Genomic DNA, 13,924 nt, shown 5'->3' on the forward strand with positions numbered 1-13,924 from the left:
TGGTTATGAAAGCCAAATCGTTATTGCTTGGACTATTAGCTGGCGGTGCTGCAGCCGGCATATCCACCCTATTAACTGCACCTGCTTCAGGAAGGGATACCCGACAGCAGTTAAAAGAAAACACAAGCCTTCTGAAAGAGCAGCTTTTAGAATTAAAAACAGAATTGATGGCCATAAAGGAGTCAGCTTCATTTGCTTCTAAGGAAGGTAAAACAGCCTTTAAGGAATTCTCAAGTGACATCAAATATTCAATCAGCAATTGGAAAAACGAGATCCTTCCCCATCAGCACAGGCTGCAGCGTGAATTGCAGGAAATTGAAGCAGCCATACACGAACTTGAAACAAATATAAAGTAAATAAAAAAACCCTTCTTTTTTCTTTGGTTAAAAAGAAGGATTTTTTTTATTTTTGAACGAAAACTAATATATTATTAAAATGCTTCAAATTTTTTTAAAACTTTAAATAGGCTCTCATCCCTTGACCTTAAGCCTTTTGTAGAAATATTTGATTATATTTCTAAAAATTTTGTAAATTTATATCTTTATTAATTTTTGTTTTATTGGCATAATGATACTATAAAAGAAAAATGAACTTCCGGCTGAATAGCCAGAATAATTAATTTTACAAAGTAGGTGAACTTTTGAATGTCGGACAAAGCAATTTCTATAAAGGAAGCAATGATTTTCAGCCAGAGAGTGGCACAGCTAAGTAAAGCCCTGTGGAAGTCTATAGAAAAAGATTGGCAGCAATGGATAAAACCCTACGATTTAAACATTAATGAACATCATATTTTATGGATTGCCTACCATTTAAACGGAGCATCGATTTCCGATGTTGCCAAGTTTGGTGTAATGCATGTTTCTACTGCATTCAACTTCTCCAAAAAGCTCGAAGAACGGGGTTTTCTTCAATTTTCTAAGAAAGAAAGCGATAAAAGAAATACCTATATTAAATTGACTGAGGATGGCGAAAAGGTATTATTAAGTCTTATGGAAACCTATTCACCTGAAAAAAACGCCGTGTTCTCTGGTGCAATGCCACTAAGAGAGCTTTATGGAAAATTTCCTGATATCATCGAAATCATGGCGATAGTCCGTAATATATATGGTGACGATTTCATGGAGATCTTTGAAAAATCCTTTGCAAACCTTGAAAATCAATTTGATGAAGATGAGGGCAAATTAAAGAAGAAACAAGCAGAAAAGGAACTTGCTTAATTAAAAAAGTTCCTTCCAACAATATGTAAACCCTTACAAAGCGAATCACATGCATTCGCTTTGTATTTATGAAAACGGTTGCTCACTGCTTCACATTGATTTCATTTTTTTAAAGTTTTTTTCGACAAAATCTGTTTGTTTTCCCTATTGATTTTTTTATTTATTCATCGTAAAGTATCATAAGTGAGTTTGAAAGATTACTATTTTACTCCTTGTGGAGGTATTTTTATGATGAATTGCTGGAAGACGATTAACTTCACGAAGCAATATGGATCGCAGAGACTTTTTATTTTGTCTTCCTTAACCATGCTGGCTACTTTCATATTTACTTATGTTCCTGCAACATATGTATTTATGCCAGGTTCCTTTTACGATAATTATTTCATTTTCTTTGCAGCGGGACTATGGCTAATGTATCCAGTCCATAAGCTGCTTCACTACCTTCCAATTGCACACCTTGGAATTGTCGTAAAAAAACAGCTGATTATTAAATATGGATTTATGCCAATTATATATATCCGAATAACGGAGCCTATTTCAAAACGGCTTTTCCTGACTGCCACTCTGGCACCTATGTTCATTATAAACAGCCTGCTTCTGGCTGCTTGCTTTGTTTTTCCTCATTATGTACATTATTTAGTCATTCTGTTTGCTTTCCATGCAGGCATCTCTTTTTCTGACATTGTCTGCGCAAAAAACGTCCTTAATGCTCCAAATCAATCTTATGTAGAAGAAAATGAAGATGGATTTGAGATATTACTTCGTTCGAACCATTAGCACTAATCCCGGGTATCCTGACAAAGGATACCTTTTACTTACCTGACAGGCAATCTTAAATACTATCTTTTTTTCGTGAACTTTGTTATTGTAATTAACAGACAAAACATGTTACAGCAATCATATGACTGCCCAAGGAGGGAATCTTGGATGATCTCCATCTTTATTATTTTTGCCGTTTTTATTTTATTTTATATCAACAAGATGACAAATTCGCTTTGTCTCCAAAAAGAGATTCCTGAGGAACGGCAGCCCAAAGTATTCAGAACCATTAACATTCTTATCACCATATTGCTAATCTCTTCATTTGTAGAAATCTTGTATGCTTAGGCTATCCTGAGCGCTCTTACCATGAGCAAAAGCGGCGGAAAATTTCCGCCGCTTTTTATATATACATTAATTTCACACATCAAAGCTTAGCAAAAACAAGAAGCTCCAATGATGATTAACAAAATGAACAGCACGACAACTAACGCAAAACCTCCGCCGCATCCATGTCCTCCAGACATATGGTTGCCTCCTCTCAAATTCCGGCACAGGGCCCTGTCAGACCCTATGCCAACCTAGATTTACAGCCACGCGCAGCCTACAATGATTAATAAAATAAACAATACAACGATTAACGCGAAACCTCCGCCGTATCCAGCACCCATGGATAACACCTCCCCTTCAGGTTGCTACCATATCCTATTCATTTGCCTCTGTTGTCGGATAGGCTTCTATCCCGGCTATCCAAACTTTTTTAGGCTGCTTGAAACCTCCCATCAGAGGGTTCCATGTATCATATGTACAATTGTCCTGAATGGGATGGGCGAATACCCAAATTTTTTTAAAAAACTATGGTTTATGAACCAAGCATTACTTTCTTCTTTTGTTATTTTTTTCATTTATGGTATAGTAGAGAATGTGATAAATGAAGGCACTGTGAAGGCAATTGCTGGTTTTTAAGAAGTCTAAAAATTCAGCAGAAGACAGCAGTAAAGCTCTCCAGAGCCAAATTTGAAAATTAATTTAGGAGTGTTCAACATGAAGAAATGGATGCTATCGCTCTCCATTGCAGCTGGAGTAATTGGATTAAGTGCATGCAGCAGCACCGGCGGCGACTCAGGAGATGTTGTTGTTGAAACAAAGAGCGGAAACATTACGAAGGACGAGCTTTATGAAGCAATGAAGGAAAAATACGGCGAACAGGCGCTCCAGGAGCTCATTTATGAAAAAGTTCTTTCTGATAAATACAAAGTAACAGACAAGGAACTTAACGAGAAAATTGATGAACTAAAACAGCAGCTTGGCGCTAACTTCGAGATGGCACTTATGCAATATGGCTATAAGGATGAAGAAGATTTAAGGGAAACCTTTAAAACAGGCTTGCTTCAGGAAAAAGCCGCTATTAAAGATATTGAAGCAACAGAAAAAGAAGTTAAAGAATACTACGATAACTACAAGCCGGAAATTAAAGCACGCCATATCCTGGTAGAGGATGAAAAAACGGCGAACGAAGTAAAGAAAAAGCTTGATGAAGGCGGAAAGTTTGAAGATCTGGCCAAAGAACATTCTAAAGATCCTGGATCTGCTGCAAATGGCGGAGATTTAGGCTGGTTCGGCCCAGGTAAAATGGTTCCTGAATTTGAAGAGGCAGCTTATGCACTTGATGTTAATGAAATCAGCGCCCCTGTTCAATCAGAACATGGTTTCCATATTATTCAAGTAACTGAGAAAAAAGAGAAAAAGTCCTTTGATGAAATGAAGAAAGAAATGGAATATCAAGTAAAAGTCTCCAAGCTTGATGGCGAGAAAATACAGCAGGCAATGGATCGTGAACTAAAGGCTGCTGATGTTGATATTAAAGATAAGGAACTAAAAGGAGTTCTTGATAAACCTGAAGCTGAAGGTGAAGCTGGAACTGAAGCGAAATAAAAAAACGGGGCTCCATGCTGGAGTCCCGTTTTTTATGTGTTATTAAAGTCAGCCTGCTGATTGCTGAGCGGATTTCCGCTCTTCTTTTTCCCGTTCAAGACGCTTCATATAAATTTCACCCTCGCGTTCTATGCTGTCATGCTCCACTTTTTTCTCTTCCCTGCCTGTCCTTACCGCCATATATGCACTTATAACGATTCCGGCTGCAACAAAATATACCCAAATTGGAATCATCTTTTTCCCCTCTTTCTTTTCATATGGTTGTCCATTTACTATAAAATGTATGCTGAACCGGAAAAAATATGATAGACAGACACTAAAAATGCCATCCTTTCCCATTAGGAAGGATGGCATTTATTATTTATGAAAACTAGGCTTATAGAATGAACGGTTATCCAAAGCAAATACCCGCTCCGAAAACTCTCCAGGTTTTACCCTTTCAAGAGCTCTATCAAGCATATTCATTTTTGCATCAATATTATCAATATAATGAAGAATTTCTGCTTCCTTGATTAACGGCGGCTTCGGACTGCCCCATTCTGCTTTGCCGTGATGGGACAAGACCAGGTGCTGAAGGACCATAATCTCTTCACCGCTGATTCCCAGTTCCTCAGCAGCTTTTCCTATTTCATTTATCATAATGGTTATATGCCCTAGCAGGTTTCCTTCTGTTGTGTAGGATGTTGAAATCGGTCCGGACAGCTCTGTAATTTTCCCTAGATCGTGCAGGATGACTCCAGCGTACAATAAGTCCTTATCCAGGCTTGGATACAAACCGGAAATAACTTTAGCCAAATCCAGCATGGAAACAACATGATAGGCAAGACCGGAAACGAATTCATGATGATTCTTGGTAGCGGCCGGATATTCAAGAAAGTCCTTTTGATGCTTCTTCAGTAAATGGCGGGTGATCCGTTGAATGTTTGGATTTTTCATTTCAAATATATATTGAGTGATTTTACTCATCATTTCATCAGTACTTAAGGGTGCTGTTTCGAGAAAGTCTGCCAGCTTCACCGGATCAGTTGGAGAGGCCGGCCGTATTTGGCGGATTCTTAACTGATTGCGTCCACGGTAATTTAAAATATCCCCCGCCACTTTTACAATGGTTTCGGGACTGTAGTTTTTGGCATCTTCATCAGACACATCCCAAAGCTTTGCTTCAATTTCCCCGCTTTGGTCCTGGAAGATAAGGGTCAAGAACGGCTTTCCATTACTCGCAATACCCTTAGTTGCATTTTTGATGAGCAGAAAAAGCTCGATTTGTTCTCCTACTTCGTAATAAACAATTCCTTTTGACATACGTGCGCCGACGCTCCCTTCACGAGGTTGTTTAAAAAGGGCATTCAGAAATAGACACATCTTTTGCAGCCTCTTTAAACATGTAATTCTATTAACCTAGTATACCACACAGGTCCTGCTCTCTCCTAAATTAATCATGTCTTTTGTCCGCCATAAAAACCCATTCACTTTTTCATGAATGGGTTTTTTGATAATTGCGGGTTACAGCAAAAGCAGCAATATTGGAATAAATAACGAAAGGATAATTGCAGAAGTTGTCATGGCTATACACCCCATGGCACCTTCTTCCTCTCCCCACATGAGTGAACGGCTGGCTCCCAGCATCTGTGCTGAAGTGCCCATTGCCAATCCTTTGGCAGCTTTACTATTTATTCCAAGCCACTTCAATAGGTTTGGTCCCATCATAACGGAAAAAAGACCAGAAAATAGCACAAAGAAAACAGTAAATGCCGTGGTTCCTCCTAGGCCATCCGAGACCGTTAAGGCTACCGGGAGTGTTACCGAACGCGGAATAAGAGATGCCATGATCTCCTGATTAAAGTGAAAAACCTGTGACATAATGTAAACCGAAAATATGCCTAAGGAGGTCCCGGCAAAGACTCCTGAGAATATTTTCTTAAGATGTCTTTTCATTAAGGGCCACTCCTTATATAAAGGAACCGCAAAAGAGACAACCGAAAGCTGGAGGAGCAGTTCAAACAGACTGCTTCCTTTTTGATATACTGATAGAGGGATGTTGCCCAATAGAAGAAGGATAATCAAGAGCGCAGTTCCGGTGTATAAAGGATTTAGCCAGCTCTTCTTAAACTTCCTGAAAACTTGCAGGCTTGCGATATAACTGGCAAGAGTCATCAAGATGCACCCTATACTATTGAATAAAACAGAACTCATTTTTGGCGCCTCCTTCTTATGTTCTCATACAATAGAACAGAATACGCTGTGCCCAATAAACAGCAAAAGCTGCTTAGAACCAGCACCAAAAGGAAATGAAAGTTTAATAGAGGAATAAAATTGGGAGATAAAAATAATCCAATGACAAAGGGGATAAACAGCAGGGTCATGTGTTTAATTTGAAAAGATGCTGCTTTCTCTATCCATTCTAATTTAATTAAATTGGTTACCAATAAGAGTAATAACATAAGCATCCCCATGACACTTCCAGGAAGCGGAATATGAAAAAACGCAGCCGCAAAATTCCCTGCAATCAGAAAGATAGCGAGTAACAATATTTGAATCAGCCAGGGCAAATGATTTTCTCCTTCCTAACCGCTTTTTATCATCTTACTGGATTAAAAAAGAAAAAACTTGATATTTGTAAGGTTTCTTTACACACTTTTTAATAATACTTGTGACTTTTTGTAAGATTTGCTTACCATACAGATAAAAAAGCTGCCTGCTATAATTAGACAGGCAGCTTTTCCTTTGCAACTGATTGTATTTGTTCTTCCTGAAAATGCGGCAGAAGATGCTTATGACAGGTGAAAAATAAAATTTGCCTTCCTTTTAGATTCTTTAACAGGCCAATCATTCTTGCAGTTCGGACATGATCAAAATTCACGAAGCTATCATCAATAATAATGGGGAATGGGTATTTGCCATAAATCGTCATGGCGAGTGCAAGTCTAAAGGATACATATATCTGTTCCGCAGTCGCCTGGCTCAGCTCTTTTGCTTCAAAAACTGCTCCTGTCCTGCTTTCTATGAGAAAGCCGCTCCCTTCCTCTTTAGGAAAAATCCGTACATAGCGGCCATTGGTTAAGTAAGAAAGATAGTGCTCTGCTTTATCCAGCATTTTTGGCAAGCGCTCATTTTTAAAGCTTCTTATCGTTCGATCTAATATATCCTTGGCAGCAGCATATTTTGCCCACTCCCTTGCTTCTGCTTCAAACTCAGATTTCAGCAAAGCGAATTTATGCAGGAGTTCCGCATATGTTCCGCCCTCTTCAAGAATTCCAATTTCATGTTTTACTTCTGCAAGTTTACTCTGCAGACCAGGAATACTTTCCTTGAGCTGAGCAGCTTTTTCGCTAACGGCCTGGATCTCCGCTTCCGGTTTTGTCACATTGGAATATTTTCCGATTTCCTCCTGTGAAAAAGAGTTAAGAATCATTTGCTTGCGGACCTGTTTTATCTGTTCTTCAAGTTCTGCTAATTTCTGTGCTTCAGCTGCTTTTTCCCGGTATTCATCTGAATTATCAGTGCCTGCGCTAGAGAACAGATTCTTGCATTCATTTTGGAAGTGGCTAAGTTCGGCAAGCACTGTGCTGAGTTCCAGCTTTAACTCCTGAAGCTTGGCTTCTCTTTCACCCTGCTTGATCTGTTTTTCCATTTCTTCCTTCAGCCTTTTTTTCAGCTGATAGCCGATTTCCTGAACATTTCCCGGCTCGCTATTTAATAGAGTCTTTAGCTTTTGAAAAGTTTGGAGCTTCTCATTGATTCCCTTACCTGCTGATGCCTTTCTTTCAAGGATGTATTTCTTTTCCCTGGTAAGGACTTTCAGCTTTTCAATCAGACTAAAAGCCTCGCTTAAATAGTTTTTGGCAATTTCAGAAGGAAGCAGCAGCTGCTTCCCCAGCTGCAGGAGTTCAGATTCAAGTTCGGCAGATTCCTTTTCCCATTTTTCAAAGGAGTTAATGACCTTTTCATATTTTTCATTTGTTTGTTCAAGCTGAAATTGTAATTGGATAAGCTGATTTTGCCTTTCGCTGTCTTTCTTCAGCTGCGCCTCCAGACTCGCAGCATGCTGAATGTCAGGATGCTTTAATTTCTCCAGCAGTGATTGTTCTTTTTCACTCAGGGCTTTTATCTCATCTTTAATAAAGCTGTCCTCTCCCTTAGGCTCCTTTTTGTTTACACCGGCAATACAAAAGGCTGCGCCTATCAAACCTGCACCGGCAATCACCCATAATTGACTAAAGATTCCCCAGCCTGCAAAAGCTGCAAACAGAACTCCCAAAAATAAAAGCTGCCTCTTTTCCCGGTATGCTTTTTGCTGTCTTTTTTCCTGCTCCTTTTTTTCTGTTTTTTGAAGGAACTGAAGCCTTTCCTGAGTATCCTGCAGCTCTTTTTCGATATTATGCTTATTCGCGGTGAAGCTCAGTGTTTCTCTAACGGCCGCACGTTCATCCTCCGTAAGAAGCAGCCCTGTCAATTCGCCAATTTTTTGTTCCGTATTCTCCAGCGCCGACCTTTCATCGTTAAACCGCCCGTCCAGCTCCAGTTTCATTGCTTGCAGATGATTTCGCCGGGAATTTACTGCATTAATCTTTTCCTTCATAAAAACACTCGTATCAGCCTGTTCAAGCTGCTGTTCGTCAATTTGAAGATGGAGTCTTTCCTGAAGATTTATGATTTCCTCTGAAATATTACCCAGCTTTATTGATAATTCTTTTTCCTCTTGAATTAATCTATCCAGCAGCGGCAGCCCCTCAACTGCTGCATTGATTTGCGGCTCATGCTTAAGGAGCAAATGATCAGGCTGACTGCTTTCCAGCTCTTGTTCCAAAATGCTTATTCTGGATTCCAGACTGGCTCTTCGCCCTTCCAGCGGCTTTATAAGGCTTTCAAGCTTCTCCAATAGAGCAAGCCCATTTGCCGGAAAAGGCATGTCTCCAAATCTTCCCCTTTCTTTAATCAGCTCCTGCTCCTCTGCTAATAAAGGATAGAACTCCTTCCACTCTTTTAGCCGGGATAGCTTCTGCTGATATTGCTCCAACTCATGCTGTATTCTCTGTAAATCGTTTGCGATGCTATCTTTTTCCTGCAGCAATATCCAGTAATGCTCATTATTCTGCTCCGCTTTTTTCAAATCCCGATGCAGCTGCTTCATCTCATTCAGCTTTACATTAAGGGCTGGTTTTTTTCCGTTTGGCTTAAAGCGGCTTTCCAATTCCTTTTGAAGTATATTTTCAGCAGAAACGAGATGATCCGTACCCAGTGAACCTGCTGAAAACAAATACCTGCCCAAATCTTCACCCTTCATTTGGTTCACACTTTGCAGTCCATGAATATTAAAAGAGAAAATAGATTGATACAAGTTTTTGTCAATATGATGAAGGAGTCCGCTTAAAAGGTCTTCTCCTCCCCTGGTACCATCCTCAAGAAGGACGCTGACATCACCTGACGCTTTGCCTTTAACCCGTTCTATGACCGCCTTCCCTCTATCAGGAAAAACAGCGGTAATCCTGCCGCCATATTTTGCTCCTTCCTTAGGCTCATACCTTAATTCTGACTGGGTCTTTGCCGGAAAGCCAAAAAGAACGCTATGAATAAAAGACATGATGGTAGATTTGCCTGCCTCATTTTCTCCGTAAATAACCTGCAAGGATTGAATACCTTCAAGTTTAAAGTCAGTAAGCTTACCATAACCGTAAATTTGTATGTCTGTAATTATCAAGGGTCCACCTCCATTCATTGTCCTCAAGCTTTGTATAATAGGTCCACCAGCAGTGCTTCAGCTTCCTCGGCGATTCTCTGTTTTTCATCCTTAGTGAGTTCGTTCATAAATCTTCTTGCCAGGGGATGTGAATACAAAGGCAAAGCACTTTCACTGCGCTCTGCAAACTGATCCGCGGTTTTAAAAAGCTCACTGAAAAAATCTGATTCATGTGCCAGATTTTCTTTATTCCACATTCTTTTTTCATTTACTGTGATACCGGAAATCCATACAAATGATTCCTCATCTGCCTCTTCCTCCTGCAGCGTTTCGAGGAGCTCGCCATTGGTTATGCTTATTAATTCGTGATCAGGCATTCCAGTTTCTGTAAGTGTCAGATTCAGGACTGTCCCCCGCCTGTTTTGGCGCTTTTCTTCCATCAAATTTAAGCAAATATCATATACATCCTGATAGTTCTCCAATCCGGAAGCATCTATTTCTGCTTTTTCCCAGATTACAGGAGCAGCTTCCAGAAACTCCATCTTTGCACCCGAACTATCAAGCTCAACTAAATAGCATCCTTTCGGACCGGTTTCTTTCCTGTTTCTCCCCTGTATATTACCGGGGTAAATGACGGGTGGCTGGGAAATGATGATTTCCCGTTTATGTATATGTCCAAGAGCCCAGTAATCAAAGTCCTTTCCAAGCAAATCATTTATTCGGAACGGTGCATATGGAACGTGATCACTGCTGCCTTCAAAAGAGCCATGAAGTATTCCAATATGCAGATCAGCGCCATCTTCCCTGTTATATTGATCAATCATCCTTTCCAGCACATGTCTCTTAGGGTAGCTGAAACCATAAAGATGAACAGATGTGCCATTTTCAGCTGTATGCTTCACCACTTCAACTTCATGGGAAAAAATATGGACATTATCCGGCATTGGCAAATGGGCCCATCGGCCATCCATATGGTCATGATTACCATGGACTGCATAAACAGCAATCCCTCGTTCATCCAGCCTCTCCATCTCCTTACGAAAACGGGTTTGTGCCTTTATGCTCCTGTCTTCACCGTCAAATAAATCCCCGGCTAAGATGACAAAGTCAACAGCATGGAAAATGGCTAAGTCAATTATTTTGGTAAATGCGTTGAAAGTACTTTCCTGCAGTTTTTTAAAAATGGCCGGGGGCAAATGCCTCAAACCGGACATCGGACTATCCAGGTGTAAATCTGCAGTATGAATAAACGTAACCCTTTTCATGTAAACTTCCTTTCATTCCTTTTCTTTCATTTTACCTCATCCAAAAAGCGAATGCACGTTCCTATTCTAATTTATATAAGATAATTCTTCTTGAGTTTTCTTAATCGGTTTTAGACCGGGAAGCTTGTGCATAAAAATGTACAAGACTATTTCCTTGAGGACTGGCTTTGAGCTTCTGGGAAAATTTAAAGGGCGGAGTGGTATATTGGGAATTGGAATATATTTAAGTTACGTGTTTCTCGGACTGTCTCTGGCAGCTCCAATTGGGCCGGTTAATGCCGTCAGGCTTGAAAAAGGGATAAAAAATGGATTTTGGCATGCGTGGATTGTTGGAGTGGGATCTATGTTTGCTGATGCGTTTTATATGCTGGTTGTATACCTTGGACTCGTCCATTTTTTGGACACCCCTGTTGTACAGATCTTCCTGTGGCTTTTTGGAGGATTTATTCTTTTATACACGGGGATCGAAAGTATTGTAAATGCCAATAAAATTTCCATAAGCTATGTGCGCAGCCAGGATTCCTTGTTTAAATGTTTTTTCTCCGGATTTATTATGTCTATATCCAGTCCTCTTTCCATTCTGTTCTGGCTCGGCATTTACGGATCTGTACTTGCAAAAACAGCCGCGGCTTATGTCAAAACAGAGCTCTTTTTATACAGTACCATGATTTTTCTGGGACTGATGCTTTGGGATCTATTTGTCGCAGGATTGACCACAGGGTTTCGCCGATTCCTGACCTCCAAAGGGATCATCATCATATCGATTCTTTCAGGATTATCGCTGATTGGATTTGGGGCTTATTTTGCATTCGAAGGGTTAAAGGCATTATTTGCTTAAAGAATATTATTGAAAAAAGCTCCGTTTCTTAAAGACGGAGCTTTCTTCAGATTATTCGTTTTTAGTAAGCTGTAATGCTTTTTTTATATCTTTAAACGAATTGGATTTGCCATACATCAATACTCCGCCCCTGTATACTCTCGCTCCAAAGACAGCGAGCAGTATAATGGAAACGAGAAGGATCGCAATTCCTAGAATCGGCTCCCATACCGGCAGTGACAGCATCCCTACTCTCATGAACATGAGCATCGGAGTAAAGAATGGGATATAAGACGTGATCGTTACAAAGGAAGCTTCCGGCTGGCTTAAGCCAAACATAGCAATCATAAAGCCTGCCACAACCATCATGGTCATTGGAGTAATCATCTGCTGGATATCTTCAATTCTGCTTACAAGCGAACCAAGAAAAGCCGCCAGTGTGGCGTATAAGAAATATCCAAGAATGAAAAAGATGAGTGCATAAGCGATAGTCGCAGCCGGAATGTTTCCAAATCCAAAGAATTCAAAAAAGCCGCCTTCCATCGTATCAAGATTTTGTTTGACTGAAAAATAACCAACTAATAGTATGAGTGCCATTTGTGTCAGGCTAAGCAGCCCGATTCCCAATATTTTTGCGAACATCTGCTTGATTGGTGAGACACTGGATATCAAAATTTCCATAACACGGGAAGACTTTTCTGTCGCTACCTCCATGGCAATCATATTAGCGTATAAGATGACTGCAAAATAAATGATGAATAACAGAACATAAACAAGTCCTCTTGCCTGATTCAGTTCTTCTTCTGTTTTTGCGTTTTCTTCAAGAGCTGTCTTATCAAAAGGCACAGGCTCATACAGTTTGCTTAATTGCTCCGGGCTAAGGTTTATTTGAGTGGCGGCCATTTGCGTTTTCAGCTGCTGCAGCCCGCCCTGCAATTCGGAAGGGATGGCTGAATCGGCTATACTTCTTGCTTTATAGGCTGCTTCAGGCAGCTCTTCTTCTGTAAAGGATAAAAGTAAAAGTCCTTTATACTCTCCATCCTTAACAGCATTTTCTCCTTCTTTCCCTGACCCTTTGTAGGGAATTAAAGATATATTGTTATTCAGGGCATCCATTTGTTCCTGAAGAGGAGCTAACAGCACACCTGTCTCATCGATGACTGCAATTCGTTCTTCATCATCCTTATTAAAATAATCAATAATACCGGATAAGTTGGCAAGCCCTGCAACTATCACCACAGTAATGAGGGTTGTAACAATAAATGACTTGGTCTTCAGCTTGCTTAAATAAGTATGAAGTAGAATCGTCATAAAGTTATTCATAGGAAGCACCAGCCTTTTCTATAAAAATATCATTCAAAGACGGCTCTTCCAAAACAAATTTACGGACAAACCCCTTCTCTGCAACTTTTCTGAAAATGGCTTCAGCGGCATCTTCACCGGAAATCTGCAGCTGAATGCCCTCTGCTGTCTGTCTGGCTTTCACCACTCCCCTGCTACCCTTTAAAAAGCTTAAATCATAATCAGCATGGATAATCAGATTCTTTCTGCCGAAGGAACGTTTAATTTCTTTTAAAGGTCCGTGCACTACCGGCCGTCCTTTTTGCATGATGCATAAATGCTCACATAGCTCTTCTACATGCTCCATCCTATGTGAGGAAAAAACAATCGTTGTACCGTTATCCCTTAACTCCAGTACAGCATCCTTCAGCAGTTCTACATTAACCGGATCCAATCCGCTGAATGGTTCATCCAGAATTAAAAGCTTTGGCTTATGTATAACAGCAGTAATAAACTGGATTTTCTGCTGGTTTCCCTTTGAAAGCTCTTCAATTTTTTTATTGGCGTATTCAGGAACTTTGAACCGCTCAAGCCAATAAGTTAATTCCATTAAACAGTCCTGCTTTGCCATCCCTCTCAGCTTAGCTAAATAGATAACCTGATCCTTGACCTTCAGCTTTGGATATAAACCTCTTTCTTCAGGAAGGTAGCCTATCAGCGGGCTGGTTGAATAATCGATGGGATTTCCATTCCACGTAATCTTTCCTCCGCTGGGATCCAATAGTCCCAGTATCATACGGAAAGTAGTCGTTTTACCGGCTCCATTCGCCCCCAGGAATCCAAACATCTCACTTTCTGGAATAGAAAGTGACAAATCGTCCACTGCCGTAAACTTTCCAAAGCGCTTTGTTACATGCTCAAGCTCTAAAGCCATTTCGAATTCCTCCTTTTCCTATTTAGCAATACGTACAGA

At 40.2% G+C, this 13,924-nt stretch carries 16 protein-coding genes; 6 read left to right on the forward strand and 10 right to left on the reverse strand.

Annotation, left to right across the window (positions count from 1 at the left end):
* Positions 1-5 precede the first annotated feature (5 nt).
* The 4 genes from CE058_RS13290 (at position 6) to CE058_RS13305 (ending at position 2,324) form a co-directional block, all read left to right on the forward strand.
* A complete protein-coding gene (locus CE058_RS13290; RefSeq protein ID WP_048010712.1) occupies positions 6-356 on the forward strand; it encodes a YtxH domain-containing protein in 351 nt (116 codons plus the stop codon).
* A 288-nt stretch (positions 357-644) separates the two neighbouring features.
* Positions 645-1,217, forward strand: coding sequence for an HTH-type transcriptional regulator Hpr (locus tag CE058_RS13295; protein WP_048010713.1), 573 nt, complete (start codon positions 645-647; stop codon positions 1,215-1,217).
* 228 nt (positions 1,218-1,445) lie between these two features.
* Complete coding sequence (locus CE058_RS13300) at positions 1,446-1,994, forward strand: DUF3267 domain-containing protein (protein ID WP_163143268.1); 549 nt, start codon at positions 1,446-1,448, stop codon at positions 1,992-1,994.
* A gap of 150 nt (positions 1,995-2,144) precedes the next feature.
* Positions 2,145-2,324: a hypothetical protein gene (locus tag CE058_RS13305; protein ID WP_009331432.1), complete on the forward strand. Its 180-nt coding sequence runs from the start codon at positions 2,145-2,147 to the stop codon at positions 2,322-2,324.
* An 86-nt stretch (positions 2,325-2,410) separates the two neighbouring features.
* Here CE058_RS13305 and CE058_RS13310 read toward each other — a convergent pair whose 3' ends face one another.
* Together CE058_RS13310 and CE058_RS13315 are read right to left on the reverse strand one after the other, a co-directional pair.
* The gene (locus tag CE058_RS13310; RefSeq protein ID WP_082139012.1) at positions 2,411-2,503 is read right to left on the reverse strand and encodes a YjcZ family sporulation protein; all 93 of its coding nucleotides are present in this window, start codon (positions 2,501-2,503) and stop codon (positions 2,411-2,413) included.
* A gap of 60 nt (positions 2,504-2,563) precedes the next feature.
* Positions 2,564-2,647: a YjcZ family sporulation protein gene (locus CE058_RS13315; protein ID WP_019381424.1), complete on the reverse strand. Its 84-nt coding sequence runs from the start codon at positions 2,645-2,647 to the stop codon at positions 2,564-2,566.
* A 373-nt stretch (positions 2,648-3,020) separates the two neighbouring features.
* Here CE058_RS13315 and CE058_RS13320 point away from each other — a divergent pair, with 373 nt between their 5' ends.
* A complete protein-coding gene (locus tag CE058_RS13320) occupies positions 3,021-3,911 on the forward strand; it encodes a peptidylprolyl isomerase (RefSeq protein ID WP_163143271.1) in 891 nt (296 codons plus the stop codon).
* 48 nt (positions 3,912-3,959) lie between these two features.
* Here the strand turns inward: CE058_RS13320 and CE058_RS13325 are convergent, their stop codons facing one another.
* The 6 genes from CE058_RS13325 to CE058_RS13350 all read right to left on the reverse strand — a co-directional run bounded on the left by CE058_RS13325 (position 3,960) and on the right by CE058_RS13350 (position 10,853).
* A complete protein-coding gene (locus CE058_RS13325; protein WP_035326924.1) occupies positions 3,960-4,145 on the reverse strand; it encodes a sporulation YhaL family protein in 186 nt (61 codons plus the stop codon).
* A gap of 123 nt (positions 4,146-4,268) precedes the next feature.
* On the reverse strand, positions 4,269-5,213 hold the full coding sequence (gene yhaM / locus CE058_RS13330; protein WP_163143274.1) for a 3'-5' exoribonuclease YhaM: 945 nt from the start codon (positions 5,211-5,213) through the stop codon (positions 4,269-4,271).
* A 201-nt stretch (positions 5,214-5,414) separates the two neighbouring features.
* Positions 5,415-6,104 carry an LrgB family protein gene (locus CE058_RS13335; RefSeq protein ID WP_048010718.1) on the reverse strand — a complete coding sequence of 230 codons (690 nt, stop codon included), beginning with the start codon at positions 6,102-6,104 and terminating at the stop codon, positions 5,415-5,417.
* Positions 6,101-6,460 (reverse strand): CidA/LrgA family protein, encoded by a 360-nt coding sequence (locus tag CE058_RS13340; RefSeq protein WP_048010719.1) that lies wholly within the window; start codon positions 6,458-6,460, stop codon positions 6,101-6,103. The genes CE058_RS13335 and CE058_RS13340 overlap by 4 nt, the downstream gene beginning before the upstream one ends.
* 155 nt (positions 6,461-6,615) lie before the next feature.
* Positions 6,616-9,609, reverse strand: coding sequence for an ATP-binding protein (locus CE058_RS13345; RefSeq protein ID WP_163143277.1), 2,994 nt, complete (start codon positions 9,607-9,609; stop codon positions 6,616-6,618).
* Positions 9,610-9,632: 23 nt separating this feature from the next.
* On the reverse strand, positions 9,633-10,853 hold the full coding sequence (locus CE058_RS13350; protein ID WP_163143280.1) for a metallophosphoesterase family protein: 1,221 nt from the start codon (positions 10,851-10,853) through the stop codon (positions 9,633-9,635).
* 205 nt (positions 10,854-11,058) lie between these two features.
* Here CE058_RS13350 and CE058_RS13355 point away from each other — a divergent pair, with 205 nt between their 5' ends.
* A complete protein-coding gene (locus CE058_RS13355; protein ID WP_163143283.1) occupies positions 11,059-11,691 on the forward strand; it encodes a LysE family transporter in 633 nt (210 codons plus the stop codon).
* A gap of 51 nt (positions 11,692-11,742) precedes the next feature.
* Here CE058_RS13355 and CE058_RS13360 read toward each other — a convergent pair whose 3' ends face one another.
* Together CE058_RS13360 and CE058_RS13365 are read right to left on the reverse strand one after the other, a co-directional pair.
* Positions 11,743-12,993, reverse strand: coding sequence for an ABC transporter permease (locus CE058_RS13360; protein WP_048010722.1), 1,251 nt, complete (start codon positions 12,991-12,993; stop codon positions 11,743-11,745).
* Positions 12,986-13,885: an ABC transporter ATP-binding protein gene (locus tag CE058_RS13365; RefSeq protein ID WP_163143286.1), complete on the reverse strand. Its 900-nt coding sequence runs from the start codon at positions 13,883-13,885 to the stop codon at positions 12,986-12,988. Before CE058_RS13365 ends, CE058_RS13360 begins: the two co-directional genes overlap by 8 nt.
* Between the last annotated feature and the right edge of the window lie 39 nt (positions 13,886-13,924).

The sequence above is a fragment of the Bacillus sp. 22-7 genome (assembly GCF_010628845.1).
In the GTDB taxonomy this organism is placed as follows: domain Bacteria; phylum Bacillota; class Bacilli; order Bacillales; family Cytobacillaceae; genus Cytobacillus; species Cytobacillus firmus_B.